We start from the raw sequence: 24,853 nt of genomic DNA, 5'->3' as shown, positions 1-24,853 counted from the left end.
ATCGTGGGCATCATGGATCAGCTGAGTCGGGAAGGGGGAGCAGTGGAAACCGAAGTCATCTGGAACCGCGAACGTGACATTCGCAAAGGCCCGCGACCGACCCACACCCTCGACGAGATCGCGCGGGCAGCCGTCGCCCTCGGCGACGCCAACGGCATCGAGGGCGTGTCGATCCGCGCGATCGCGTCCGAACTCGGCGCGGGCGCGGCATCCCTCTACCGCTACATCTCGCGCAAGGACGACCTCTTCGACCTCATGGTCGACCAGGTCATCGCGGAGCTCGAGCTCCCCGCGTCACCGTCGGGGAGTGGCGGGCGGATGTCACGCTTATCGCCGAGCGCATCCGCGACGTCTACCGCCGGCACCCCTGGTGCGCCGAACTCGCGCCGCACGCGACCTGGGGCCCCCACACGCAGGACTACATGGAGTTCTTCCTCGCCGCGCTCGAACCCACCGGCCTCGACCCGCGCGAACGGATCGAATTCATCGGACTGCTGAACGCATGGGTCGGCACGATCACCGGACTCGAGCGGCAGCCGGCGGCCGAGGACGCGCTCGCCCGGCTGCACCACTTCGCCTCCATGGCGGCCGACCCCGCGCGGCCGCACCTCGCGCGTGCGATCACGTCGCTCATGCAAGCCGACCCCGCCGCGTCGAGTCCCGATCGACTGTTCGAGCGGGGTCTCGACCGGCTCATCCGCGGAATCGCTGTGCGCTGAGCACTCGCGTTTCAGCGCTCAGCGAGGCGCGCCGGGAGGCGCACGCTCAGCGAAGCGCCATGTTCGGCTCACCGAGCGCGTTGAGCCCGGCGCCCGAGATGTTGCACGTGCCGCCGCGGATCGCGCCGTTGTTGTAGGCCTGGCGCACGCAGTTGCGCAGCGCGAGCTGACCCCAGTAGTTCGGGTGGATCGACTCCTGGATGTAGTAGTTCGTCGTCGCCGTCGAGACGGTGCGGATCTGGTTGATCCACTCGCTCTTGTCGACCGCGCCGGGCGCGCTCCACGACCCGACTCCGGTCTCCTCGATGAGCCCGACGCCCTTCTCGCACAGCCGGTGTCCGTTGAACGCCGACGCCAGGTCGAGGGTCACGACGTTCGTCAGGCCGCTCTGCGTCACCCCGTTGCGCACGGCGCCGTTGATCGCGACGAGGGCAGTGTTGTTCGCCCAGTCGGCGTCGCCGTCCCAGAACCCGCAGCCGCCGGTCGACTGGCGCGTGTACCCCGACTGCGAGTACCGGAAGCCCGACGCGGTCGGGATCGGCGACATGTAGTTCTGCACGACGATCTTGTACTCCGAGTCGGCGTAGCCGGCAGTGACCATCGCCTGCCGCACGTTCTTGAGCGCCTGCGCGACGTTCGCCGTCTGCGTGGCGATGTTCGCCGCCGTGAAGTTCTTCACGACCGACGAGTCGTCGCTGCAGTAGTCCTTCCACCACGACGGCGACGCGAGGAAGTCGGCGACGCAGCTCGTCACGATGTCTTTGAACGCGAAGTCGTTGCCGCCGATCGAGACGACGACCATCGTCACGCGGTGGGTCGCCGCGAAGTTCTGCAGCGCGAGCGCCTGACCCTGGTTCGAGCCCGAGCTGTAGAAGTCGAGGCCCGGCTTGAAGTTGCCGTTCGAGTCGGTGAATGTCGCGGTACGGGCACCCGAGCACGACAAGTTCACCCCGTTGACGCCGTCACCGAGGAAGATCTCGGCCGACTTCGAGCGGTGGCAGCGCGTGATCTGCTCGGCGTTGTTCGTCGCGTTGTCGAAGTACGCGGATGACCCGAGCGCGTCGATGTACTTCTCGCCCTTGTTGCTGTTGCCCGCCCACCGGCCGGCCTCGCCGGCGATGTACGAGTCGCCGAGGCTCACCACGTAGGCGTCGCCGCCCGGCGCCGCATTCGCGGCCGGCGCTGTCACGACTCCCGCGGTCAGCAGGCCCGACATGAGAAGGCCCGCGGTCAGAACGCGGGCGGAACGGCGAGAACGGATGATTCGAAGCGGGCGCATCGACGGACCTTTCGAGAAACCAATAGGGGGTGTTCCTCGCGGGACCGACCAGCCGCTTCGCTCCCTCGCACGTGAAATCTGGCAGACGTGCTGACTCCGGGTCAAGAGGCGTAGCGGTGAATACGTAGCGTCATTTGTCGCCTCGTCGCGTCTCGCGCGACGTTCAGGATGCTTCCCGCGCGAAGCGCCTGAGATTCTCAATGGCGAGGTCGAGCGCCGACTCGAGGTACGCGATCGACCCCGTCGCGAGCAACACCGTGACCCCGCCCTGGATCCCGGCGACGAGAGCGCGGGCATGCGCGTCGGCGTCGACGTCGTCGCCGATGAGGCCCGCTTCCATCAGGCGCGTGATGCCGAGGCGCAGCCGCCGCGTCCACTCGCCGAGCAGTTGGGACGACACGGCTTGCGTGGCAGGCGATCGACCGATCTCCGACACGACGACGCGCATCGGGCAACTGTCGCCCTGCTCGCGGTAGCGCGCGAGCAGGGCGTCGCGCCACGCATTCCACGACTCCCAGTCGCCGAGCTCATCGAGGTGCGGCTCCTGATCGGTCAGCACACGGTCGGCCTCGTGTTGCACGACCGCGAGGAGCAGCTCCTCCTTTCCGCCCGGGAAGTAGTGGAAGATCTGGCTCTTGCTCGTGCGGGTCTTGACGAGCACGTCGTCGAGGGTGACGCCGACTCCCTCTTCGCGGATCAGCTCGGCGGTGCCATCGATGAGGAGGCGGCGCGTCGCGGCACCGCGCGATGTGAGACGAGGTCTTGCCGACGGCGCTGAGGTCACGAGCGCGAGTCTGCCATAACTGGACTTGCCGGTCCAGTTATAAATGATCAGGATGTCCCGCATGGAACTCTCATTGACCGGTCGAGCCGCTCTCGTCACCGGATCCACCCAGGGCATCGGCGCAGCGATCGCGCGCGGACTCGGCTCCGCCGGTGCCTTCGTCGTCGTCCACGGCCGCGACGCCGAACGCGCGAACCGCGTGGCGGCACAGATCGACGCGGACGGTGGACGTGCCGCCGCCGTGGTCGCCGACATCGACGGCGGTCCGGATGCCGTGCGCGCACTCGCGGACGCCGCACTCGAGGCCGCAGGCGGACGCCTCGACATCCTCGTCAACAACGCTGCGCGTCTCTCGGTGCCGACCCCGACGGCGCTCGTCGCCGCCGACGACGTCATGGCCTCGCTCCGCGTGAACATCGCCGCACCGTTCCTGCTCACCGGCATCCTCGCGACCCGCATGGCCGCCGCCGGAAGCGGGGCGATCATCAACCTCGGGTCGATCAGCGGCTTCCGCGGCTCCGCGGGATCAGCGCTGTACTCGATGACCAAGGCCGCCATGCACTCCCTCACGATGTCGTGGGCCGCCGAATACGCCGGCTCGGGCGTCCGCGTGAACGCGGTCGCCCCCGGCCCGACCCACGTCGAGTGGATGGGCGACGCATCCGGTCTTCCCGACTCGCTGCTCGAGCGCATGCCGGCAGGCAGACTCGGCCGCCCCGAAGAGGTCGCCAACTCGGTCATCTGGCTCGCGAGCGACCTCGCAAGCCACGTCCACGGAGCGGTGCTCACTGTCGACGGCGGATACACGGCGGTCTGAGCCCCCGTCGGGGATCGGGGCCGGCGGAGCCTGGGTCCCGCGTGGCGAAGCGCCCGGTCGGACCCTACACCTGCGCCAGATCCGCGAACCGCGAGAAGTGCCCGTGGAACGCCACGGTCACCGTGCGCGTCGGTCCGTTGCGGTGCTTCGCCACGATCAGGTCGGCTTCGCCCGCCCGGGGCTGTCGCGCTCGTAGGCGTCTTCGCGGTGGAGGAGGATGACCATGTCTGCGTCCTGCTCGATCGAGCCCGATTCGCGCAGGTCGCTGATGGCGGGCATCTTGTCGGCGCGCTGTTCGGGGCCGCGGTTGAGCTGCGAGAGCGCGATGACCGGCACCTGGAGCTCCTTCGAGAGGAGCTTCAACGCACGCGAGAACTCGGAGACCTCTTGCTGGCGGCTCTCGACGCGCTTGCCGCTCGTCATGAGCTGCAGGTAGTCGATGACGACCATCTTGAGTCCGACACGCTGTTTGAGGCGGCGGCACTTGGCGCGGATCTCGACGAGCGTCATGTTGGGGGAGTCGTCGATGTAGAGCGGCGCGTCGTTGATGCGGCCGCGGGTCGAGGCGATGGTCGTCCAGTCGCGGGAGTCGACCGTGCCCTTGCGCATGTTCTGGAGGGGCACGGATGCCTCGGCCGAGAGCAGTCGCATGGCGATCTCTGCGCGGCCCATCTCGAGGGAGAAGATGATGGTCGGGAGGTCGTTCGTGATGGCCGCAGCCCGTGCGAAGTCGAGCGCGAGCGTCGACTTGCCCATGGCGGGGCGTGCGGCGACGATGATCATCTGGCCGGGGTGGAAGCCGTTGGTGAGGTCGTCGAGGTCGTGGAACCCCGTCGGCACTCCGGTCAGCTTGCCGTCGGTGTGCTTGGCGGCCTCGATCTCATCGATCGCCTGGGTCACGGCGTCGGTGAGCGGCACGTAGTCTTCGGCCTCGACCGAGCCCGTGACCGAGTAGATCTCGGCCTGCGCGTTGTTGACGAGTTCGACGACCTCGCCCTCGCCCGCGTAGCCCATCTGCACGATGCGCGTGCCGGCCTCGACGAGGCGGCGGAGGAGCGCCCGCTCGGCGACGATCTCGGCGTAGAAGCCGGCGTTCGCCGCGGTCGGCACGAGGCTCGTGAGGGTGTGCAGGTACTCGACGCCGCCGGCCCGCTGCAGCTCGCCCGACTTCGTGAGCTCGTCGGTGACGGCGATGACGTCGGTCGGTTCGCCGTGCGAATACAGCGAGAGGATCGCGTTGAAGATGACTTCGTGCTTGGGCACGTAGAAGTCGACGCCGCGCACCGTTTCGACGACGTCGGCGACGGCGTCTTTCGAGAGCATCATTCCGCCGAGCGCGCTCTGCTCCGCGAGGAGGTCGTGCGGGGGAGTGCGTTCGCCGCGTCGGGAGTCGCCGTCGTCGACCGATTCAGCGAGCCCGATGTGCGCGATCGACAACTCCATGACCTCCGATCAGGTGCCCGGGATTGGGCGCGCGTCGCACCCATGATCAGTGATATCTCAAGCCACTGACACCGAGTGATGACCGGGATTCCGAAGACGGTCGGGGACGACTGATTCACGATAGGGACGGGGCATCCCACAGCACAAGCCGCCCTGTGGATAACTCTGGGGACAACGTGGGCGAAACGCCGTGGATCATGTGCACATCACCTGTGGACAACTGTGGAATTGATGTGAATTACACGGGTTGAATTCAGACTTGATCTGGCATTTTGTGTTTCCACACCTGTGGGGAAAAAGTTCTTCAAAGAATCATCCGGCTGTGTGACGCGCCTGTGTACAACCATCTGGAAAACTCGGGACCCTCACTTGCGGGAAAGCAACGGAAAGGTGTACGGAATCATGCCGGAAAACGACGAGAGCGGCGCCGGGCCGAAGCCCGACGCCGCTCTCGCGTCGTAACAGAGCCGTCACGAGGACGACTCGCGGAGACCTACTTCGCGGCGACCACCTGAAGGGTGATCGTCGCGGTGACGTCCTCGTGGAGGCGAACCGTCGCCTCGTGGTCGCCGACGACCTTGATCGCAGCAGGGATCTCGACCTTGCGCTTGTCGATCTCGCCGAGACCGGCAGCCGCGACGGCAGCCGCGACGTCCGAGGTCTTGACCGAGCCGAACAGGCGGCCGCCGAGGCCGGCCTTGACGGTCAGCTTGACCTTGGTGCCCTCGAGCTTGGCCTTGAGGGCCTGAGCGTCTTCGAGCGAGTGCAGGGCGCGCGCAGCGCGAGCGGCCTTGATCTGGTCGACCTGCTTCTGGCCGCCGCGGGTCCACGGGGTCGCGAAACCCTGCGGGACGAGGTAGTTGCGGGCGTACCCGTTCTTGACCTCGACGACGTCGCCGGCCTCACCGAGACCCGACACTTCGTGCGTGAGAATGACCTTTGCCATGATGGTGCTCCTTAGCGGCCCGAGCCGGAGTAGGGCAGAAGCGCCATCTCGCGCGCGTTCTTCACTGCGCGGGCGATGAGACGCTGCTCCTGCACGGAGACACCGGTGATACGACGGGCGCGGATCTTCCCGCGCTCCGAGATGAACTTCCGAAGGGTCGCGACATCCTTGTAGTCGATGACGCCGACCTTGACGGACTTCGCGGGGGCGGCGTTCTTCGCGCCCTTGCCACCACGAGGCTTGCGGCGGTCGCCGCTGCTCTTTCCAGCCATGGTTCTTTCCTGTCTTGTGAAAACGATTCGTGCGACGGATGTCTCGGGCTGCGAGTCATCCGTTCACCGGCCGTGAGGCCTAGAAGGGCGTGTCGTCCCCGTAGTTGGTGCCGGGCGTGTTCCAGACGTCGCCGCCGCCGGAGGCGGCAGGAGCGCTCGGAGCCCACGCGTCGTCGGACTGGCCGCCCCCGTAGGAGCCACCGCCTCCGCCGACACCGCGGTTGGACTGGGCGCGCGTCACGGACGCGGTGGCGTAGCGCAGGCTCGGCCCGATCTCATCGATCTCGAGCTCGATGCTCGTGCGCTTCTCGCCTTCCTTCGTCTCGTACGAACGCTGCTTCAGCCGCCCGGTAGCGATGACCCGTGAACCCTTGGTGAGCGAACCCGCCACGTGCTCGGCGAATTCACGCCACACGCTTGCGCGGAGGAACAGCGCCTCGCCGTCCTTCCAGTCGTTCGCCTGACGGTCGAACGTCCGAGGAGTGGACGCGATGGTGAAGTTCGCGACCGCCAGCCCGTTCTGCGTGTAGCGCAGCTCGGGGTCGGCGGTGAGGTTGCCCACCACAGTGATGATGGTCTCGCCGGCCATGGGACTTAGGCGTCCTTCTTCGCGGCGGAAGCGGCCTTCTTGGCAGCCTTCGCCTCTTCGGCCTTCTTGAACGCGGCGACCTGGGCGATCGCCTCGTCGGCACGGAGCACCTTGGTGCGCATGACCGCTTCGCTGAGGTTCAGCTGGCGGTCGAGCTCAGCGGTGGTCGCGGGCTCGGCGGTGAAGTCGACGACGGCGTAGATGCCCTCGGCCTTCTTCTTGATCTCGTAGGCCAGCTTGCGACGTCCCCAGATGTCGACCTTGTCGACCGAGCCGCCATCGTTGCGGATGACGTTGAGGAACTTGTCGAGGCTCGGAGCCACGGTGCGCTCGTCGATCTCGGGATCGAGGATGACCATCAGCTCGTACTGGTGCATGACAGACCCACCTCCTTCGGACTCAAACGGCCGCAGTATTTCTGCGGCAGGAGGGTGTACATGCGTCGCACGGCAGAGGACCGGAGAATCCGGGCATGCAGGCAACCTGTCAATGGTAACGGATGTCCCGGTCTGAAGCCATTCGAGGCGGTCCGCCACAGCGCACGCCCAGGCTCACGCCTCGCGCGCAGCCCACCATTCGAGCAGGCGCTCGCGCGCGGCATCGGGGCCGATGGGCCCTTCGTCGAGCCGCACGTCCAACATGAACTTGTACGCCTGCCCCACGACCGGCCCCGGCGCGATCCCGAGCGCCGCCATGATCTCCGCACCGTCGAGCTCGGGCCGCACGGCCGCGAGCTCCTCTTCGGCCGCGAGCACGGCGATGCGCTCTTCGAGGTCGTCGTACGCGAACGCGAGCATGTCGGCCTTGCGCTTGTTGCGGGTCGTCACGTCGGCGCGCGACAGGATGTGCAGCCGCTCGAGCTGGTCGCCCGCGTCGCGCACGTAGCGGCGCACGGCCGAGTCGGTCCACGCGCCCTCGGTGTAGCCGAAGAACCGCAGGTGCAGTTCGATGACCCGGGCGACCGCGTCGACCGTGTCGTTGTCGAACCTCAGCGCGCGCAACCGCTTCTTCGCGAGCTTCGCCCCGACGACGTCGTGGTGGTAGAAGGTGACGGCGCCGCCGGCTTCGTACCGACGGGTCGCCGGTTTGCCGATGTCGTGCAGGAGCGCCGCGAGGCGCACGACGAGATCGGGCGATTCGAGCACGCCGCGCGAGACCTCGTACTCGATGGCCTGCTCGAGCACGCGCAAGCTGTGCTCGTAGACGTCCTTGTGACGGTGGTGCTCGTCGCGCTCGAGGCGCAGCGCGGGCACTTCGGGCAGCACTCGGTCGGCGAGACCGGTGTCGACGAGCATCCGGATGCCTCGCACGGGCGCCGAGGTCGTGAGGAGCTTCGACAGCTCGTCGCGCACGCGCTCCGCCGAGATGCGATCGATCTCCGGGGCGAGCGCCGACATCGCCGCAACGGTCTCGGGATCGACCTCGAACCCGAGCTGCGCGGCGAAGCGCGCCGCCCGCAGCATGCGAAGCGGATCGTCGCCGAACGACTGCTCGGCCGCAGCCGGGGTTCGAAGCACCTGGGCGACGAGGTCTTCGATGCCGCCCGACGGGTCGACGAGTTCGAGCTTCGGCAGCCGGAGGGCCAGCGCGTTCACGGTGAAATCGCGACGGGTGAGATCACCCTCGAGGGTGTCGCCGAAGACGACCTCGGGCTTGCGCGAGTCGCCGTCGTAGGTGTCGGCGCGGTAGGTCGTGATCTCGACGGTCTCGCCCGCGATCTTCGCGCCGATCGTGCCGAACTGGCGGCCGATGTCCCAGTGCGCTTCGGCGATGGGCTTCACGATCGCGAGGATCTCGTCGGGCGTCGCGTCGGTCGTGAAGTCGAGGTCGTTGACAGGCCTCCCGAGGAACGCGTCGCGCACCGGACCGCCGACGAGCGCGAGTTCGTGGCCCGCCGCTTCGAAGGCGGCGGCGAGACGTGAAACGGTCGGTGCAGCCGCGAGCTCAGAGAGGCGGTCGAGGGCCGCGGCGACGTGCTGCATGCCTTCAATGTTAAGCGGCGCGACCTGGGAGGCTTCGGTCGGCGGGCGCCGAGCGAGTCCGCAGCCGTTGCCCCGTAGAATCGCACGCATGTCGGACGAGTCGAACACTGCGCGTCGACTGCGCCGACACCTCGATCGGAGGCGTCTGTTCGTCGGCGCGGTCGTCGCGCTCGGCATCGTCGCGACGGTCGGCACGCCGCTCATCGCGAATGCCGGGGATGTTCCGGCGCGCCTGCGCGCGCTCCAGGGGGCGGATGCCTCGGTGCCGGCGTCTGCAGTGACCGAGTCGTCGAGCGAGGGCGCCGCAACCGACGACGACGCGCCCGCCGGGACCGTCGAAGTCCACGTCGCTCCGGTGCTGGGCGCGACGCTCGATCCCGCGTCGCCCACGGTGCTGCAGGTCGAGATCCGCAACGGCACGGCCGAGACGGTCGGCGCCGGCGTCGTCCATCTGTCGCGCTCCGCTTCGCCGTTGTTGACCTCGCCGGCCGCGCTCGAGTCGTGGCTCTCACCCGATCGGGGCGGAGCGCAGCTCGCGGCGCTCGGCGAGGCATCCTCGCCCGTCCTGCTCGCCGGCACGAGCGCGACCGTTTCGTTCCCGCTTCCCGCCGACTTCCTCGGCGATGCGGCCGGCGCCCCAGTCGCAGGCATCGCAGCCGAGGTCGTCTCGGCCGACGACGGCACGCCGATCGCCGAAGGCCAGGCGGCGTTCGCGCTTTCGACCGCGACGGGCGGCGGTCCCCGCCTCTCCCTCATCGCAGCCATCACGGTCCCGTCGAGACCGAGGGGCTCCTCGACGGGGAGTCGCTCGCGACGCTGACCGGCCCGGTGGGATCGCTGACCCGCCAACTCGATGCGCTCGCCGACCGACCGGTCGCGATCGGCCTCGATCCACGCGTGATCGCCTCGATCCGCGCGCTCGGCACCTCGGCTCCCGAGTCCGCGATCACCTGGCTTTCGCGCCTTCGCGTGATTTCGAACGAAGTCTTCCCGCTCGCCTACGCCGACGCCGATCTCACCGCTCAGACGCAGCTCGGCCTCCCGCCCGCCGCCCCGACGACGTTCGATGACGTACTCGACCCGGCGAACTTCGCGACCGTCCCCGGCGACGTCGAGCCGACCCCGGCGCCGGGGCCCGCGTCGCTCGCGAAGAAGGGCGACGCCGAGGCATCCGACCCGATCGCGACCGAGCCGCCCGCCGAACCGACGGTCGCTCCCGGCGGAGTGCCCACGACGGCCCAGTTGCTCGCCTGGCCGTACACGCGCGCCGACCTCGCCTGGCCCGCGCCCGACACCGTCGCCCCGGTGACCTCGCGGCCCTGCGCGGGGCGGGCTACACGACTACGATCCTCGACGCCGCGAACGTGGAACCGATCAACGGCCAGCCGAACGCCGCTGCCGCCGTCGAGGGCGAGTCCGCGATCGTCGCCGACGCGACCCTGTCGGCCGCGCTCCAGGCCGCTGCCGCGGCGACGTCCGACGCGGAGTGGGGCGAGGCATCCGGTCGCCTCTCCGCCGAACTCGCGCTCCGCGCCGCGGCCGGCGAGACGTCGACGCTCGTCGCGACCTTCGCCCGCGACGCGGGCGTGCAGCCCGCGCGCGTCGGCGCGACGCTCGCCGAGCTCGAGCACTGGCCGTGGTCGCCCCCCGCCAACCTCGCCGGTGCGATCGGCGCACCGCCGACCGACCGCACGCTCGTCGACGGTCATCAGGGCGACGGCCGCCTCGGCGGCATCCGACGCCTCTTCGAGAGCGAGACCTCGCTGACCTCGTTCGCCTCGGTGCTCGACGACCCCGACGTCCTCACCGCGCCCGCGCGGCGCTCGCTGCTCGCGCTTCTCGACGTCGCGTGGATCGAAGACCCCGCGGGCTGGTCGACGGCCGTGGGCGAGCAGCTCACCGAGTGGAACGACGCGCGGAACGCGATCAGCGTCGCGCCGAGCAGCCAGGTCAACGTGCTGTCCGCCGGTGCGAACTTCCCGACGACCGTCGAGAACAAGCTGCCGTACCCGGTGAACGTCGTCGTTCACGCTTCGCCGTCGAACGGCCGCCTCGTCATCGAAGAGGACGTCACCGTCACGGTGCCCGCCGAGTCGCGCACGAACGTGCTCGTCCCGGTGAAGGCCGGTGTCAGCAACGGCAATGTCGTGCTGACGGTCACGCTGTCCTCGCCGACCGGCGTTCCGCTCGGGCAGCCCGTGCAGATCCCCGCGAACGTGCAGGCCGACTGGGAGGGCGTCGGCGCGACGATCCTCGCCGTCGTGCTCGTCCTCTTCTTCGGTATCGGCATCTGGCGCAACATCCGCCGTCGGCGTCGCGAGCGCGCCGAGGCCGCCGCGCAGGGCGCCGACGGGGCGTCTTCGGATGTCTCGAGCGACACGGATGTCTCGACTGCACCTGTGGGCTCCGAGGCATCCGAAGCTCCCGAAACCTCTGAATCTCCCGAAGGCCGGAATGACTGACGACCGCATCGGGCGCGCGAGCGTCTTCCTCGCATCGGGCACCCTCGTCTCGCGCGTGCTCGGCTTCGTGAAGGCGATCGTGCTCGCATCCGCGATCGGCGCCTACGGCTCGGTGAGCGCCGACGCGTTCGCGCTCGCCAACGGCCTGCCGAACACGGTCTACGTGATCGTCGCGGGCGGAGTGCTGAGCGCCGTGCTCGTCCCGCAGATCGTGAAGTCCGCCGCGCACTCCGACGGCGGCAGCGGGTACATCAACAAGCTGCTCACGCTCGCGCTCGTGATCATCGGTGCGGCGACGGTCGTCGCGACGGCGCTCGCGCCCGTCCTCGTCTGGATCTACGGGTCCTCGAAGCCGTCGGCGCTGCCGCTCGCGATCGCCTTCGCGTGGTGGTGCCTGCCACAGATCTTCTTCTACGGGCTCTACACGCTGCTCGGCGAGGTGCTCAACGCCAAGCGCAGCTTCGGCCCGTTCACGTGGGTGCCCGTGCTCAACAACGTCGTCGCGCTCGCGGGTCTCGCGGCCTTCGGCCTCCTCTACGGGTTCGACCCGCACGGCGATCGCACGGCCGGCGACTGGACGACCGGGATGATCGCGCTCCTCGCGGGCACGACGACCCTCGGCATCGTCGCGCAGGCGGTCGTGCTGTTCTGGTTCTGGCGCCGCATCGGCCTGCGCTACCGGCCCGACTTCCAGTGGCGGGGGGTCGGCCTCGGTCACGCCGGTCGGCTCGCCGGGTGGACGTTCGGGATGCTCCTGCTCACGACGCTCGCCGGCATCGTGCAGACCCGGGTGCTCTTCGTCGCGACGGGCCAGGGCGCTTCTGTCGCGGCGGTCGACATCGCCTGGCTCGTCTTCATGTTGCCGCACTCGATCATCGCCGTGTCGATCGCGACCGCGTACTTCACGCGCATGAGCGAGCACGCGCACCGCGGCGAACTCGAGACCGTGCGTGCGGACGTGTCGGGCGCGATCCGCGGGATCTCGCTCATCCTCGTGTTCGCGGCCGTCGTGCTCATGGTCGTGGCGTACCCGTTCGGCGCGGTGTTCCAGCCGTCGTTCCAGGCGGCGTCCGGTATCGGCAACGTCATCATCGCGTTCGTCGTCGGGCTGCCCGCGTTCAGCGCCCTGTTCGTCGTCCAGCGCACGTTCTACGCGCTCGACGACACCCGCACCCCGTTCTTCTTCACGCTGTTCCAGGTCGTCGTGTTCTCGATCCTCGCGTCGCTCTGCCTGCTGCTGCCGGTGCAGTGGATCGGCGTCGGCGTCGCGCTGTCGACGTCGATCGCGGGGGCGGCGCAGCTCGTCGTGGCATCCGTGCTTCTCCGGCGCAAGCTCGGATCCCTCGACGGACGCCGGATCGCGGTCGCGGTCGCGCGCTCGGCCGCGGCGCTCGTGCTGCCCGTGATCGCCGGGGTGCTGCTGCTCAACGCACTCGGCGGAACCACCGAAGGCGGTTACGCGATCTCGGGCGTCCTCGGCGCCGTCACCTCGATGGCCCTCATCGGCGCCGTCATGGCCGTGCTCTACTTCGCGGGCCTCTGGATCCTCCGCTCGCCCGAGCTGCGCGGATTCGCCGAACCGCTCCTCGCGCGGCTCCGCCGCGACTGACGGCACACGCTCGCGGCGAGGCATCCGGCGAGGCATCCACACCCCGCCGAAGGCGCTCAGCCGGGCGGAATACCCGCCGCCTAGACTGTGTTCACCATGTCGTGACATCCGTTCGAATCGCGGGTGCCACATGCACGCAAGGAACGCAGGGAGCAGTGTTGCGCGACATCATCATCATCGGCTCAGGGCCGGCCGGGTTCACGGCCGCCATCTACGCGGCGCGCGCCGAGCTGAAGCCGCTGCTCATCGCGAGCTCCGTCGAGATCGGCGGCGAGCTCATGAACACGACCGAGGTCGAGAACTTCCCGGGCTTCCCCGAGGCGATCATGGGGCCCGACCTCATGACCAAGATGCAGCAGCAGGCCGAACGCTTCGGCACCGAGATCGTCTACGACGACGTCGTGGAGCTCGAGCTCGACGGCCCCGTCAAGCGCGTCAGGCTCGGCAACGGCGGCGTCGAAGAAGCCAAGGCGATCATCTACGCGACCGGTTCGGCGTACCGCAAGCTCGGCCTCCCCGAAGAGGAACCCCTTTCCGGCCACGGTCTCTCGTGGTGTGCGACGTGCGACGGGTTCTTCTTCCGCCAGAAGACGATCGCGGTCGTCGGCGGCGGCGACTCGGCGATGGAGGAGGCGACCTTCCTCACTCGCTTCGCCGACAAGGTCTACGTGATCCACCGTCGCGACGAGCTCAAGGCGTCGAAGATCATGCAGCAGCGCGCGCACGACAACGAGAAGATCGAGTTCATCTGGAACGCCGAGGTCACCGCGATCCACGGCGGCGACCAGGTGAACGGCGTGAGCCTCCGCGACACCGTGACCGGCGAGGTCCGCGGTCTCGACCTCGACGGCCTGTTCGTCGCGATCGGCAACGACCCGCGCACCCACCTCGTGCACGGCAAGCTCGAACTCACCGCCGAGGGCACGATCCGCGTCGACGGCCGTTCGTCGCGCACGAGCGTTCCCGGTGTGTTCGCGGCGGGCGACGTCATCGACCCGTTCTACCGTCAGGCCGTCACGGCCGCCGGTTCGGGCACGGTCGCGGCCCTCGACGCCGAGCACTACCTCGCCGCCCTCGAAGACACGAACTCGCCCGCCGAGGCCGAGCTCGAAGCCGAAGAGCTCGACGAGCTCGCCGCCATCAACAACTGACCGGCACCGAACCTCAGATTTCCCACGAAAGGAGAACCACTATGACTGCACGCGCAGTGACCGAGGCCACCTTCGAGCAGGAGGTGCTGCAGAACGACAAGGCAGTGCTCGTCGACTTCTGGGCCGAGTGGTGCGGCCCGTGTCGCATGGTCAGCCCGATCCTCGACCAGATCGCGGCCGAGCACGCCGACAAGCTCGACATCGTGAAGCTCAACGTCGACGAGAACCCGGGTCTCGCCATGAAGTACCAGATCACCGCGATCCCCGCGATGAAGGTCTTCAAGGCCGGTGAGGTCGTCCAGACCGTCATCGGTGCGAAGCCCAAGCCCGCGCTCGAGGCCGACCTCGCCGCCTACATCGCGTAGTCGGCAGGGGCCCTTCGAAGACCCGTCCGGCGCAAGCCGGGCGGGTCTTCTGCGTACCCGGGCAGGTGTGAATCGCACGCGATTCGAGACATCCAATTCGGATGTCGCGGACTGACGGATGTCTCAGCCGGAGGCATCCGTCATTTCCGCCCGATTCCGGTGATTAGCATGAATACCCAAAGCAGAACGGAAATGATGTGACCACCGACGGCGTCCCGCAGCGGACCGGCAACAACCTCGACCCTTGGTACGCGAACTACGCTGAGCGAGCCGCCGGCTTCGCCGCCTCCGAGGTCCGAGCCCTGTTCGCCGTCGCGTCGCGCCCCGAGGTGGTCTCGCTCGCCGGCGGCATGCCGTTCGTCTCGGCGCTCCCGCAGGAGCTCATCCACTCGTCGATGGAACGCGTCATGCGCGACCAGGGCCCGACCGCGCTGCAGTACGGCGGGGGAGCCGGCATCCCCTCGCTCCGCGAACACATCCTCGACGTCATGGGCCTCGAGGGCATCCGCGGAGCGTCGGTCGACGACGTCGTGACGTCGACCGGTTCGCAGCAGGCACTCGACTTCGTCGCGAAGCTCTTCCTCGACCCTGGCGACGTGGTGCTCGCCGAGGCGCCCTCGTACGTGGGTGCGATGGGCGTGTTCCGCTCGTATCAGGCGTCGGTCGTGCACGTCGCGATGGACGACGAGGGACTCGTGCCCGAAGCGCTCCGCGAGACGATCGCGTACCTCCGCGGCCAGGGCCGACGGATCAAGTTCCTCTACACGATCCCGAACTTCCACAACCCGGCCGGCGTGACGCTCTCGGCAGCGCGACGACCCGAGATCCTCGAGATCTGCCGCCAGAACGAGATCCTCGTTCTCGAAGACAACCCGTACGGACTGCTGCACTTCGACGAGCCCGCACCGAACGCGCTGCGTTCGCTCGACCCCGAGGGCGTCATCTACCTCGGTTCGTTCTCGAAGACGCTCGCTCCGGGATTCCGCGTCGGCTGGGCGCTCGCGCCGCACGCGATCCGCGAGAAGCTCATTCTCGCGGCCGAGTCGGCGATCCTCTCGCCGTCGTCGTTCTCTCAGCTCGTCGTGTCGGAGTACCTCTCGACCGCCGACTGGCGTGGACAGATCGACACGTTCCGCGGCGTGTACCGCGAACGCAAAGACGCCATGATCGAGGCCCTCTCCGAATACCTCCCGCAGTTGTCGTGGACGAACCCCAACGGCGGCTTCTACGTGTGGGTCACGATGCCCGACGTGCTCGACTCGAAGCAGATGCTCCCGCGCGCGGTGCGCGAACTGGTCGCCTACACCCCTGGCACCGCGTTCTTCGCCGATGGACGCGGCCGGCACGCGATGCGACTCTCGTTCTGCTACCCGACGCCTGAAGCGATCCGCCTCGGCGTGCGCCGACTCGCGACCGTCGTGAACGGCGAACTCGACCTCATCGACACGTTCGCCGGCACCGGGTCGCTGCAGTCGCCGACCACGCCCGGCATCGAGCTCGCCCCGCCGTCCGACCTCAAGTAGCCCGCCCCAGCGATCGGAGAAAACCCAGATCATGAGTGATTTCACGGATGCTTCGACCGAGCCTGATGCGAACGTCTCAGGCGCAACACCTGCGCCCGAAGCCACGCCCGAAGCGGGCACCGCGCTCGACATCGTCGTGCTCGCGGGCGGAATCTCGCACGAGCGCGACGTCTCGCTCCGCTCGGGCCGCAAGGTCGTCGACGCGCTCGCGGAGGCCGGCCACAATGTGACCCTTCGCGACCCCGATGCGACGCTGCTCCCGTACCTCGCCGAACACCGCCCCGACGTCCTGTTCCCCGCGCTCCACGGCTCGAGCGGCGAAGACGGGTCGCTCCTCGACCTGCTTGCGGGGCTCGACGTGCCGCACGTCGGGTCCGCCGGCGCGGCCGCCCGTCGTGCCTGGTCGAAGCCCGTCGCGAGTTCGCTCGTCCGCGACGCCGGCATCGCAGTCCCCGCGTCGATCGTGCTCTCGCACGAGTCGTTCCGCGAATTGGGGGCACCGAGCGTGCTCCGCGTCGTGCAGCGCGCACTCGTGGGCGATCTCGTGGTGAAGCCCGCCTCCGGCGGCTCGGCGCAAGGCGTGACGATCGTGGCGTCGCCCGACGACCTGCCCCGTGCAATGGTCGACGCGTTCACCTACGCCGACGTCGCAGTCGTCGAACAGCGGATCTTCGGCACCGAGGTCGCCGTGACCGTGGTCGACTCCGGCGACGGCCCGCAGGCCCTCCCACCTGTCGAGATCGTGCCGACCGACGGTGTGTACAGCTTCCAGGCGCGCTACAACGCAGGGGAGACCACCTTCTTCGCTCCCGCACGCCTCGATGCCGAGGTTTCATCCGCGGTCGCCGAGGCCGCGGTTCTCGCACACCGCACGCTCGGGCTCAGCGACCTCTCGCGCGTGGACTTCATCATCGACAGCGAGGGCCGCCCGTGGTTCCTCGAAGCGAACGTGGTTCCCGGCCTGACCGAGACCTCGCTCGTCCCGCTGGCGATCGAGGCCTCCGACCGGAGCGTCCCCGAGGTGTACGACGCGCTCGTACGGAATGCGGCACGCCGGGGCTGAGACCCCGCACTGCCCGACTCTCGAACGCCCGCCGTTTCACGTGAAACGGCGGGCGTTCTCGGTATGCTCCGAGCATGCCTCGCCCGGCGAGCAAGTCTGAACTCCTCTCGCTGAGCGCATCGAAGTACGACGCGCTCACCCAACTCGTCGCCTCGATGACCGACGATGAGCGCGTCGCGGAGTTCGCGTTCGATGACCGTGATCGCAATGTGCGAGACGTCCTCGTCCACCTCGTCGAGTGGCACCGCATGCTGCTCGCGTGGGCTGCGGCCAATCTGGCCGGGGAGCGGAAGCCCTTCCTCACTGCCCCGTACACGTGGGCAACCTACCAGCGACTCAACGTCGAGTTCCGTGACCGGAATCAAGCCGTCAGCCTGCACGAGGCGCAAGCACTGCTCGAGGACTCGAACACCCGAGCTCTCGCACTCGTCGAGTCGCTCAGCGACGAGGAGCTCTTCACCAAGCGATACTTCGACTGGTCCGGGACGACGAGCGTCGGTTCGTACTGCGTCTCGGCCCTCTCGAGCCACTACGACTGGGCGCTCAAGAAGCTCCGCAAACATCGGAAGACGTACGTTTCGCTGTGAATCGATGCGGAGGGCTCCCCTGCACGGGCGCCGATGCGCCGCTCCGACCTGTGCTCTGCTACGCAGCGAGGTCCCACGGCAGATTGGAACGAGACCGTGCACAGCGACGCTCACCGGCCGGCTTCCCGGCTCGCCCGTCGCTCACGGGTCGGCGTCGCCACGGGCGGCGTCCTACAGCGGGCATCCCAAGCACGCGCGCACCGCGCGCACCGCGCGCGCCCGCGCTTGCGGTTGCGGTTGCGTCCGAGCTTCCGTTGCGATGAGGTGAGCGCTCCCGAGAACCAGACGAGCGCAGCTCATCCCAGCCGCTCCGGACTAGAGTCCCTCGAGCTCCTCACCTAGGTCGGTGAGGATCCGGCGCAGGTCCTGGACCGTCGCGAAGTCGATGTTGATCGTGCCCTTCCGAGCGCCGAGGTTGATCTTGACGCGGGTGTTGAGCCGATCACCGAGGCGACCGGCGAGGTCGTCGAGGAACTCCTGACGCTTCCCCGCCGCGGGCTTCGCCTTCGGCGCCTTCGGAGTGCCCGAAGCGATCGCCTCCGCCTGACGAACGGAGAGGTCCTCGTTCACGATCTTGTCGGCGAGCTTGAGCATGGCCTCGGGGTCGTCGAGCATGAGGACCGCGCGGGCGTGACCGGCACTGAGCACGCCGGCCGCGACTTTCAACTGCACCGACTCGGGCAGCTTCAAGAGGCGGATCGTGTTCGAGATCTGGGGTCGCGAACGCCCGATTCGCGTCGCGAGTTCTTCCTGCGTGATGCCGAAGTCGGAGAGGAGTTGCTGGTACGCCGAGGCCTCTTCGAGGGCGTTCAGCTGGCTGCGGTGCAGGTTCTCGAGCAGCGCATCGCGCAGCATCGATTCGTTCGCGGTGTCCTTGATGACCGCGGGGATCGTGTCGAGGCCTGCCGCCTTCGTCGCGCGCAGTCGACGTTCGCCCATGACGAGCTCGTACTTACCGGGCTCGTCGGGATGCGGGCGCACGACGATCGGCTGCAGCACGCCGAACTCGCGGATGCTGTGCACCAGCTCGGCGAGATCTTCGGCGTCGAAGACCGAGCGGGGCTGCTGGGCGTTCGGGACGATGTCGGCTGGGGAGAGGTGGGCGAGACGAGCGCCCGGAACCGCCAGAAGGCCCTCGGCCGCGACGGCACGTTCGACCACGCCGACTGCGGTCGCCGCCGCGGGAATCGCCGCAGTGCCGGCCCCGGCGTCCGATCCGGGGAAGAACACGTCGACCGGCCGGTTCGGCTTCGCCGCGTCTTCGCCGGTGGGGATCAGTGCGCCGATTCCTCTGCCGAGTCCGGTTCGCTTGGTTGCCATCAGTTGTTCTCCTGGGACTGTCGGGCTCCGCGGCGGGCGATCTCGCCTGCGGCTTCTCGGTACGAAAGCGATCCGGTCGACGAGTAGTCGTATGAAATGACGCTCTGACCATAGCTCGGCGCCTCGGACACTCGGACCGAGCGCGGGATGATCGTTGAGAGCGTCTGCGTCGGGAAGTGGTCGCGCACCTCTTGCGCCACCTGCTGCGCCAGATTCGTACGGGAGTCGTACATCGTGAGCAGGATCGTGCTGAGCTTGAGCACCGGATTGAGGTGCTTCTCGATGAGTTCGATGTTGCTGAGAAGCTGCGACAGACCTTCGAGCGCGTAGTACTCGCACTGGATCGGGATGAGCACCTCCCGCGCGGCCACGAATGCATTGATCGTCAAGAGCCCGAGCGACGGCGGGCAATCGATGAACACGTAGTGGTACGGATCGGTCATCTGCGCGAGATGCGTGTCGAGCGCACGGCGGAGGCGCTGCTCGCGCGCGACGAGCGAGACGAGTTCGATCTCGGCGCCTGCGAGATGAATGGTCGCGGGGACGCAATCCAAGCGCTCGTGCTCCGTGGTCGGCCGAACGACCGCGGCGAGTGGCAGGTCTTGAACGAGGACCTCGTAGACGCTCTGCTGCTCAGACCGGTGGTCTACGCCGAGCGCGGTGGACGCGTTCCCCTGCGGATCGAGGTCGATGACGAGCACCCGAGCACCGGAGCGGGCGAGTGCCGCGGCCAGGTTGACTGCGGTGGTCGTCTTGCCGACGCCGCCCTTCTGGTTCGAAATCGTGAAGATGCGGGTCGCGGCCGGGAGTGGAAGCACGGCTTCTTCAAGGGCGATTCGCCGACGCGTTTCTTCGGCAAGTTCATCGGCCAGGGGAGTTCCTCCGTAGATGTGCGATGTTTCACGTGAAACATCGGCGGGTGATTCAGGATGCGCCGTCGGCGCGATCTGAGTTGGCGGCACTGTTGCGGGTGCCGCACCCGCGGCCCGCAGATCCGACGGCGGTGCGGGAACGAACGAGTCGTCGGCAAGAGCCGGTGAACGCTGCTCGGCGGACAGGGATCCTGGGCCCGTAGGCACCGGAAGCGGGTTCGCGTCGGCGGATTCTGCCTGAGCAGCCTCATCGTGCGCGTTCCTGGTCGAAGCGGGGAGGTCGTCTATGGCCCGGCTGGAGGCCTCCGGATCCGTCGCGATCGCGGACGAGTCAGGATCCGTGCTCGGTTTCACGGGAGACGCGACCCGCGTCTCGTCGAGATTGGTCGGCGCGGCAGTCGCCGCCGAAGCGGACGGAGCATGATCGGACGGGACCGGTGCCGACGGGTGGTGCAACGCGGAGACGGTGTCTGCTGCTGCGTCGCCGACGATCTCTCGGATGATGTCTTCGAGGAGTTGATCGGCTTCGCTGTGGCCGGTACTGGCGACCCACCGACTCTCGATGCTCGATGCGACGCCGTCGAAACCCTCCGAGAGTGCCGCTGCGGTCGCGGCATCCCAATCGATCGCGGCCCGCGATGCGGGAACGGGCTGGGTCGGTTCTTCGTTCAGGGCGGGACTCGAATCAATCACGGGGGTCGGGGGCGGGTTCGGTCGCCACTCCTGGGCGGGTTGCCCGACGCCGGTCGACACCCCATCGGCGAGCTCGACGTGATCGTTCGAGCGCGCAGATTCGGATGACTCGCGGCTCGTCGAGGAGGAGGGCGGTTCGACCGACCGCGCCGCGGAACCAGGGTCCGATGGAACGTCGTCTCCCGCCACAGTTGTGTCGGAGGACGGAGGATCCGACATCGACTCTGCGTCGAACAGTTGCTCGATCGTCACCGATTCTGCGGGTACGTCGGACGACAGCATCGTGGGTTCGGCGGGTGCGGTCGAGTCGGAGTGCGTACGCTTGCGAAACCAACCGCGTCCCCCGCCCTGCGCCATACCGACTCTCCCACCGCACTTCATTGGTGTGCTCGATTCCCGGCAAAATCTGGGAAGCGAACCTGACACACAAGCCTAACCGTGCCGTCCGACTTCGACGATCTCGCAACCCGACACAACCAGAAACACTCACCGGCCGCGGAGCAGGGGAGGAGGCGTTTCACGTGAATCATGCGCTGCATACGGGCCGAGCACGCCGTTTCACGTGAAACATGTGCGGGCCGACCACGTGTCGGTAGCACGACGCCGCACTCGTGCATGCGGTCGCCGTCGCCGACGTCACCGACAGGATTCGGCGTCGGGGGCTCGGGGCACTGCCGGTCGCGGGGCGCCCCGGCGCCGCACTTGAACACGTCTCTTCACCGAACGGCAGCGTTCAGAGCGGATCGGGCAGCCTGCCGTCTCGGATGTTTCACGTGAAACACGTGTACTGCGACGAAGGTGGGTAGCAGACGGACGCTGACGACCAGAACGAACCAGCGCCCCGGAAAGCGCAGCTTTGAGCGAGTCGCATTTCTGCGCTGCCCGACCTGCGCATGACGATGAGGCAATGGCCTCTCGGTCGGACGGTGGACCGGCAGCGGGTCCAACGACAACTCGGGCGACTGCGAGAAGTCAGCCGACCGTCGCGCGGTACACCCTCGTCACCTCGGCGAGGACGCCTTCGCCGAGCACGAGCACTTCACCGTCTCGCACCCGGTACTTCCGGATCGCCTTCTCGGCCGAACCGATCTCGCCGTCGACCCCGGCACCCTTCAGGAGAACCAGTTCGCCGCCGGGGCGGAGGAGGGGAGCGGTGATCGGGATGAGGGTGCGAAGCGCGCTCACGGCGCGTGCGGTCACTTGATCGAACGTTCCGTTGAGTTTCGTATCTTCAGCACGTGCACGTAGGACCTCGACGTTCGACAGGCCGAGTTCGTCGACCTGGCGCTCGAGCCATGCGACGCGACGCTCCATCGGCTCGATGAGCGTCAACGAGACATCCGGTCGGATGATCGCCAGCACGAGCCCGGGTAGTCCGGCACCGGAGCCCACGTCCGCGACGCGGCCCGGCCGAAGCAGCGGAGCCATGAGTGCCGAGTTCAGGACGTGACGGGTCCAGAGTCGCGGCAGCTCGAGCGGCCCGATGAGACCGAGTTCTTCGCCGTGGCGCGCGAGCGCCTCCGTGAAGGCGCGGCCCTGCTCGAGGTGCTCGCCGAAGAGAACGGCGGCGGCGGACGGCTCAGGCTCGAGCTCGAGGTGGTCGGTCATCGTTTCACGTGAAACATCGAGAGCGCGAATGAACGCCGCATCACGCGGAGCGCGTGATGACGGTGTGACGGTCGGCGCCCTCGCCGCGCGATTCGGAGTGGAGACCGCGCTCAGCAACGAGGTCGTGCACGAGCTTGCGCTCGTACGACGACATCGGGGGAGGGCTGCCTCGCTTGCGCCGCCCTCGATGCGCTCTGCGGCGCGGGCCACAAGCGAAGCGAGCTCGTTGCGGCGAGCATCGCGTGAGCCGCCGATGTCGAGGATGAGGCGGGAGAACGCGCCGGTCTTCGTCTGCACCGCGAGGCGCGTGAGCTCCTGGAGCGCACTCACCGTCTCGGGCTTCGAAAGGACGCCGAGGTTCGCGCCGCTGCCGGCGTTCACCGAGAGGTAGGCGCGACCGTTGCGCGCATCGATGTCGATGTCACCGTCGAGGTCGCAGATGTCGAGGAGTTCCTCGATGTAGTCCGCCGCGATGTCGCCCTCTTCCTCGAGCTGTGCGATCGTGCGGTCATCGGCCTGCTGCAGGTCGGTCATGCTCATTTTCCGTTCTGGTTGGGTCGGTTCTGCTGCTTCTTCGCGCGCTGCTTGCTCACGGGCTGCTGGCGCTGCGTGACGATGGGCTTCGCGATGTCCGCGTCGATCGAGCCTGACTGCTTGTCCTCGACGACGAGCTTCCCCTTGCGGGCCAGGCGCTCTTCGCGTGCCTTCGCGGCTTCACTGCCAGGCGTCGGCATGTTGCGGATGACGACGAACTGCTGACCCATGGTCCAGAAGTTCGAGACCAGCCAGTAGAACATGACGCCGAGCGGGAAAGCGACACCCGAGAAGGCGAACACGAGGGGGAGCAGGTACAGCAGGATGCGCTGCTGGCGGAACATGGGGCTCGCCTTGGTCTCGGGCGACATGTTCTTCGAGACGATCTGCAGCTGCGTGATGAACTGCGACGCCGTCATGAGGATGATCATGGTGACGGCGATGACGATGACCTGCCACGGGCCGCCGGCGTTCCAAGCGCCGATGAAGGTCGCCTGGAGCGGGGCGCCGAGGAACTCGGAATTGGCGAACGAGTTCGCGAGCTCCTGCGACAGCGCGCCCACACCCTGCTGGTCATGCTGTGCACCGTTGAGCACCTGGAACAGACCGAAGAAGATCGGCATCTGGAGGAGCAGGGGAAGGCACGACGAAAGCGGGTTGGTACCCGTGCGCTTGTAGAGCTCCATCGTCTCGCGCGACATGGCTTCGCGTGAGAACTGGTCCTTCTTGCCCTTGTACTTGTCCTGGATCTTCTTGAGCTGCGGCGCAACCTCGAGCATCCGGCGCTGGCTCTTGATCTGACGCACAAAGATCGGGATGAGCGCCGCACGCACGACGATCACGAGACCGACGATCGAGAGCACCCACGTGATGCCGCCGTCGGGGTCGAGGCCGATGTTGGTCCAGAGCCAGTGGAACGCGACGAGGATCAGCTCGATGGCCCACTTGATGGGCCAGAGCAGAATACTGAAGATATCGGGCATGACGAACCTGGTTCAGGCCTTTCAGCTGTGAGCGTGAGCGTGGTGCTCGTGGGCGGACGCCTCGGGCGCGGCATCCGATGAAGACGGTGTGGAGGAGACCCACGCGGCGGGAAGCACCCAGCCGAACGGGGTGATGCGATAGCGATCGTGCTTCGCGAGGCGTACGTCGTCGATGCCGCCCGGACTCCACGGGTTGCACCGGAGGATCCGCCACCCGGTGAGGAGCGAGCCGATGAGGAGTCCGCGCTGCTGCACGGAACCGAGTCCGTAGGCCGAGCAACTCGGGTAGTAGCGGCACACGTCGCCGTAGAGCGGCGAGATGAGCTTCCGGTAGCCGCGGATCAGCAGCACCCCGAGGTTGCGCGGGATGAGCCAGACGAACAGCAGGATGTCACGCACCGCGAACCTCGTTCGGTACGGGTGCGTTCGGTGTCGACGAGACATCCGCCCGCCGAGACGCCGACGAGCCGCGTGCGACCCTGGGGTCGCTCGCGGCTCGAAGCAGCTCGGTGCGAAGCGTCGTGAAATCGGCGTCGGCCGCTGAGGGAAGCGCTCGGACGACGAGGTCGAATCCGCATGCGCCGCTTGCAACCGACTCGAACGACACGGCCTTGAGCCTGCGGCGGACGAGATTGCGGGTGACCGCGGTGCCGACCTTCTTGGACACGATGAAGCCGAAGCGCGCGTCGGTACCCGCCTCACGTGAGCGCACATAGCTCACGGTGTGGGCACCGGCGACCTTCGCTCCACGGCGCACGACACTTCGATAGTCGTCGGCGCTCGTGATGCGATTCGCTTTGGCGAGCACCGGTCCGACTACGCGGAGAGTTCGGTACGGCCCTTGGCGCGGCGAGCCGAGAGGATCGCGCGGCCGGCACGCGTACGCATGCGGAGACGGAAGCCGTGCTTCTTGGCACGACGACGGTTGTTGGGCTGGAAGGTGCGCTTGCTCATTTTCTTCTCCGGCGGTTCGAATCTCCTCGCCGGGCGCGTCACAGGTGCGATCGACGGGAAAACAGGGTGCCCCGAGGGGCTACGGTCAACTGATTAAAACTACGGCCTTGCGGTCGCGCGGTCAAACCGGCCGCCGATGAGGAGGCGCGGAACGAACCTGACAGTATCCCAACGACCTGCACATCGCCTGTGGAGCGACACGCCCGGAAAGCGGATCCCGTTCGGGGCATTTGTCGGGGACGCGAGGAGTTCGATACGGTTTGAGACCAGTTATCCCCAGCCTAGACCGCGAAAATCC

The 24,853-nt window shown here is 67.8% G+C and carries 24 protein-coding genes and 4 pseudogenes; 11 read left to right on the top strand and 17 right to left on the bottom strand.

Going from position 1 to position 24,853, the window contains the following annotated elements; all coding sequences use genetic code 11:
* Positions 1-12: 12 nt before the first annotated feature.
* A pseudogene (locus ET445_RS18565) lies at positions 13-192 on the top strand (hypothetical protein); the annotation flags it as partial.
* A gap of 17 nt (positions 193-209) precedes the next feature.
* Entirely contained in the window at positions 210-719 is a 510-nt protein-coding gene (locus ET445_RS17430) for a TetR/AcrR family transcriptional regulator C-terminal domain-containing protein (protein WP_129189061.1), read from the top strand.
* Between the two features lie 46 nt (positions 720-765).
* Here the strand turns inward: ET445_RS17430 and ET445_RS04050 are convergent, their stop codons facing one another.
* Together ET445_RS04050 and ET445_RS04045 are read right to left on the bottom strand one after the other, a co-directional pair.
* Entirely contained in the window at positions 766-1,935 is a 1,170-nt protein-coding gene (locus ET445_RS04050) for an SGNH/GDSL hydrolase family protein (RefSeq protein WP_208008534.1), read from the bottom strand.
* Between the two features lie 226 nt (positions 1,936-2,161).
* Positions 2,162-2,845 (bottom strand): TetR/AcrR family transcriptional regulator, encoded by a 684-nt coding sequence (locus ET445_RS04045; protein ID WP_129189057.1) that lies wholly within the window; start codon positions 2,843-2,845, stop codon positions 2,162-2,164.
* Between ET445_RS04045 and ET445_RS04040 the strand changes: the two genes are divergently transcribed.
* Positions 2,844-3,599 carry an SDR family NAD(P)-dependent oxidoreductase gene (locus ET445_RS04040; protein WP_129189055.1) on the top strand — a complete coding sequence of 252 codons (756 nt, stop codon included), beginning with the start codon at positions 2,844-2,846 and terminating at the stop codon, positions 3,597-3,599. The genes ET445_RS04045 and ET445_RS04040 overlap by 2 nt on opposite strands.
* A gap of 64 nt (positions 3,600-3,663) precedes the next feature.
* On the opposite strand, the pseudogene dnaB reads toward ET445_RS04040, so the two are convergent.
* The 6 genes and pseudogenes from dnaB to ET445_RS04010 all read right to left on the bottom strand — a co-directional run bounded on the left by dnaB (position 3,664) and on the right by ET445_RS04010 (position 8,831).
* Positions 3,664-5,036: pseudogene (gene dnaB / locus ET445_RS04035) on the bottom strand (replicative DNA helicase).
* Between the two features lie 499 nt (positions 5,037-5,535).
* Complete coding sequence (rplI, locus tag ET445_RS04030; RefSeq protein WP_129189053.1) at positions 5,536-5,988, bottom strand: 50S ribosomal protein L9; 453 nt, start codon at positions 5,986-5,988, stop codon at positions 5,536-5,538.
* Positions 5,989-5,999: 11 nt separating this feature from the next.
* On the bottom strand, positions 6,000-6,260 hold the full coding sequence (gene rpsR, locus ET445_RS04025; protein ID WP_067947514.1) for a 30S ribosomal protein S18: 261 nt from the start codon (positions 6,258-6,260) through the stop codon (positions 6,000-6,002).
* A gap of 79 nt (positions 6,261-6,339) precedes the next feature.
* Complete coding sequence (locus ET445_RS04020; protein ID WP_129189051.1) at positions 6,340-6,849, bottom strand: single-stranded DNA-binding protein; 510 nt, start codon at positions 6,847-6,849, stop codon at positions 6,340-6,342.
* A 5-nt stretch (positions 6,850-6,854) separates the two neighbouring features.
* Positions 6,855-7,226, bottom strand: coding sequence for a 30S ribosomal protein S6 (gene rpsF / locus ET445_RS04015; protein ID WP_129189049.1), 372 nt, complete (start codon positions 7,224-7,226; stop codon positions 6,855-6,857).
* Between the two features lie 174 nt (positions 7,227-7,400).
* Entirely contained in the window at positions 7,401-8,831 is a 1,431-nt protein-coding gene (locus ET445_RS04010; RefSeq protein WP_129189047.1) for a CCA tRNA nucleotidyltransferase, read from the bottom strand.
* A gap of 88 nt (positions 8,832-8,919) precedes the next feature.
* Here ET445_RS04010 and ET445_RS04005 point away from each other — a divergent pair, with 88 nt between their 5' ends.
* Entirely contained in the window at positions 8,920-9,651 is a 732-nt protein-coding gene (locus tag ET445_RS04005; RefSeq protein WP_129189045.1) for a DUF6049 family protein, read from the top strand.
* 202 nt (positions 9,652-9,853) lie between these two features.
* Here the strand turns inward: ET445_RS04005 and ET445_RS04000 are convergent, their stop codons facing one another.
* Positions 9,854-10,126 (bottom strand): hypothetical protein, encoded by a 273-nt coding sequence (locus ET445_RS04000; protein ID WP_129189044.1) that lies wholly within the window; start codon positions 10,124-10,126, stop codon positions 9,854-9,856.
* On the opposite strand from ET445_RS04000, the gene ET445_RS03995 reads away from it, so the two are divergent.
* The 7 genes from ET445_RS03995 (at position 10,082) to ET445_RS03965 (ending at position 17,591) form a co-directional block, all read left to right on the top strand.
* On the top strand, positions 10,082-11,293 hold the full coding sequence (locus tag ET445_RS03995) for a DUF6049 family protein (RefSeq protein WP_341769762.1): 1,212 nt from the start codon (positions 10,082-10,084) through the stop codon (positions 11,291-11,293). The genes ET445_RS04000 and ET445_RS03995 overlap by 45 nt on opposite strands.
* Positions 11,286-12,902: a murein biosynthesis integral membrane protein MurJ gene (murJ, locus tag ET445_RS03990; RefSeq protein WP_129189040.1), complete on the top strand. Its 1,617-nt coding sequence runs from the start codon at positions 11,286-11,288 to the stop codon at positions 12,900-12,902. The genes ET445_RS03995 and murJ overlap by 8 nt, the downstream gene beginning before the upstream one ends.
* Before the next feature lie 158 nt (positions 12,903-13,060).
* Positions 13,061-14,053 carry a thioredoxin-disulfide reductase gene (gene trxB / locus ET445_RS03985; RefSeq protein WP_129189038.1) on the top strand — a complete coding sequence of 331 codons (993 nt, stop codon included), beginning with the start codon at positions 13,061-13,063 and terminating at the stop codon, positions 14,051-14,053.
* A gap of 41 nt (positions 14,054-14,094) precedes the next feature.
* A complete protein-coding gene (gene trxA, locus ET445_RS03980) occupies positions 14,095-14,418 on the top strand; it encodes a thioredoxin (protein ID WP_129189036.1) in 324 nt (107 codons plus the stop codon).
* Between the two features lie 197 nt (positions 14,419-14,615).
* Positions 14,616-15,941: an aminotransferase-like domain-containing protein gene (locus tag ET445_RS03975; protein ID WP_129189034.1), complete on the top strand. Its 1,326-nt coding sequence runs from the start codon at positions 14,616-14,618 to the stop codon at positions 15,939-15,941.
* A gap of 31 nt (positions 15,942-15,972) precedes the next feature.
* Positions 15,973-17,004, top strand: coding sequence for a D-alanine--D-alanine ligase family protein (locus ET445_RS03970; RefSeq protein ID WP_129189032.1), 1,032 nt, complete (start codon positions 15,973-15,975; stop codon positions 17,002-17,004).
* Between the two features lie 74 nt (positions 17,005-17,078).
* Positions 17,079-17,591, top strand: coding sequence for a ClbS/DfsB family four-helix bundle protein (locus ET445_RS03965; RefSeq protein ID WP_129189030.1), 513 nt, complete (start codon positions 17,079-17,081; stop codon positions 17,589-17,591).
* A 315-nt stretch (positions 17,592-17,906) separates the two neighbouring features.
* Here the strand turns inward: ET445_RS03965 and ET445_RS03960 are convergent, their stop codons facing one another.
* From ET445_RS03960 to rpmH, 8 genes and pseudogenes are all read right to left on the bottom strand, one after another.
* Positions 17,907-18,911, bottom strand: a complete 1,005-nt coding sequence (locus ET445_RS03960; RefSeq protein WP_129189028.1) for a ParB/RepB/Spo0J family partition protein — start codon at positions 18,909-18,911, stop codon at positions 17,907-17,909.
* On the bottom strand, positions 18,911-19,801 hold the full coding sequence (locus ET445_RS17805) for a ParA family protein (protein WP_279433505.1): 891 nt from the start codon (positions 19,799-19,801) through the stop codon (positions 18,911-18,913). The genes ET445_RS03960 and ET445_RS17805 overlap by 1 nt, the downstream gene beginning before the upstream one ends.
* A gap of 1,647 nt (positions 19,802-21,448) precedes the next feature.
* On the bottom strand, positions 21,449-22,084 hold the full coding sequence (gene rsmG, locus ET445_RS03950) for a 16S rRNA (guanine(527)-N(7))-methyltransferase RsmG (protein WP_129189026.1): 636 nt from the start codon (positions 22,082-22,084) through the stop codon (positions 21,449-21,451).
* A gap of 40 nt (positions 22,085-22,124) precedes the next feature.
* Positions 22,125-22,624 (bottom strand): annotated as a pseudogene (locus tag ET445_RS03945) (Jag family protein).
* Positions 22,621-23,601, bottom strand: a complete 981-nt coding sequence (gene yidC, locus ET445_RS03940) for a membrane protein insertase YidC (RefSeq protein ID WP_129189024.1) — start codon at positions 23,599-23,601, stop codon at positions 22,621-22,623. Before yidC ends, ET445_RS03945 begins: the two are co-directional and overlap by 4 nt.
* Before the next feature lie 21 nt (positions 23,602-23,622).
* Positions 23,623-24,000 carry a membrane protein insertion efficiency factor YidD gene (gene yidD, locus ET445_RS03935; protein ID WP_341769736.1) on the bottom strand — a complete coding sequence of 126 codons (378 nt, stop codon included), beginning with the start codon at positions 23,998-24,000 and terminating at the stop codon, positions 23,623-23,625.
* Between the two features lie 88 nt (positions 24,001-24,088).
* Positions 24,089-24,409 (bottom strand): annotated as a pseudogene (gene rnpA, locus ET445_RS03930) (ribonuclease P protein component); the annotation flags it as partial.
* A gap of 8 nt (positions 24,410-24,417) precedes the next feature.
* Complete coding sequence (rpmH, locus tag ET445_RS03925) at positions 24,418-24,555, bottom strand: 50S ribosomal protein L34 (RefSeq protein WP_022889115.1); 138 nt, start codon at positions 24,553-24,555, stop codon at positions 24,418-24,420.
* Positions 24,556-24,853 lie beyond the last annotated feature (298 nt).

Source organism: Agromyces protaetiae, assembly GCF_004135405.1.
Lineage (GTDB): Bacteria > Actinomycetota > Actinomycetes > Actinomycetales > Microbacteriaceae > Agromyces > Agromyces protaetiae.
Note: the sequence above shows the minus strand (reverse complement) of the source record. Positions and strands in the feature narration are given on the sequence as shown.

Excerpts from the sequence above, each read along its gene's own strand:
- trxA (WP_129189036.1), top strand. The coding sequence starts at position 14,095 with ATGACTGCACGCGCAGTGACCGAGGCCACCTTCGAGCAGGAGGTGCTG.
- rplI (WP_129189053.1), bottom strand. The coding sequence starts at position 5,988 with ATGGCAAAGGTCATTCTCACGCACGAAGTGTCGGGTCTCGGTGAGGCC.
- ET445_RS04020 (WP_129189051.1), bottom strand. The coding sequence starts at position 6,849 with ATGGCCGGCGAGACCATCATCACTGTGGTGGGCAACCTCACCGCCGAC.
- rpmH (WP_022889115.1), bottom strand. The coding sequence starts at position 24,555 with ATGAGCAAGCGCACCTTCCAGCCCAACAACCGTCGTCGTGCCAAGAAG.
- ET445_RS04050 (WP_208008534.1), bottom strand. The coding sequence starts at position 1,935 with ATGTCGGGCCTGCTGACCGCGGGAGTCGTGACAGCGCCGGCCGCGAAT.
- murJ (WP_129189040.1), top strand. The coding sequence starts at position 11,286 with ATGACTGACGACCGCATCGGGCGCGCGAGCGTCTTCCTCGCATCGGGC.
- rpsF (WP_129189049.1), bottom strand. The coding sequence starts at position 7,226 with ATGCACCAGTACGAGCTGATGGTCATCCTCGATCCCGAGATCGACGAG.
- yidC (WP_129189024.1), bottom strand. The coding sequence starts at position 23,601 with ATGCCCGATATCTTCAGTATTCTGCTCTGGCCCATCAAGTGGGCCATC.
- ET445_RS03965 (WP_129189030.1), top strand. The coding sequence starts at position 17,079 with ATGCCTCGCCCGGCGAGCAAGTCTGAACTCCTCTCGCTGAGCGCATCG.
- ET445_RS04045 (WP_129189057.1), bottom strand. The coding sequence starts at position 2,845 with ATGCGGGACATCCTGATCATTTATAACTGGACCGGCAAGTCCAGTTAT.
- rsmG (WP_129189026.1), bottom strand. The coding sequence starts at position 22,084 with ATGACCGACCACCTCGAGCTCGAGCCTGAGCCGTCCGCCGCCGCCGTT.
- ET445_RS04040 (WP_129189055.1), top strand. The coding sequence starts at position 2,844 with ATGGAACTCTCATTGACCGGTCGAGCCGCTCTCGTCACCGGATCCACC.
- ET445_RS03970 (WP_129189032.1), top strand. The coding sequence starts at position 15,973 with ATGAGTGATTTCACGGATGCTTCGACCGAGCCTGATGCGAACGTCTCA.
- ET445_RS04005 (WP_129189045.1), top strand. The coding sequence starts at position 8,920 with ATGTCGGACGAGTCGAACACTGCGCGTCGACTGCGCCGACACCTCGAT.
- ET445_RS03960 (WP_129189028.1), bottom strand. The coding sequence starts at position 18,911 with ATGGCAACCAAGCGAACCGGACTCGGCAGAGGAATCGGCGCACTGATC.
- rpsR (WP_067947514.1), bottom strand. The coding sequence starts at position 6,260 with ATGGCTGGAAAGAGCAGCGGCGACCGCCGCAAGCCTCGTGGTGGCAAG.
- ET445_RS04010 (WP_129189047.1), bottom strand. The coding sequence starts at position 8,831 with ATGCAGCACGTCGCCGCGGCCCTCGACCGCCTCTCTGAGCTCGCGGCT.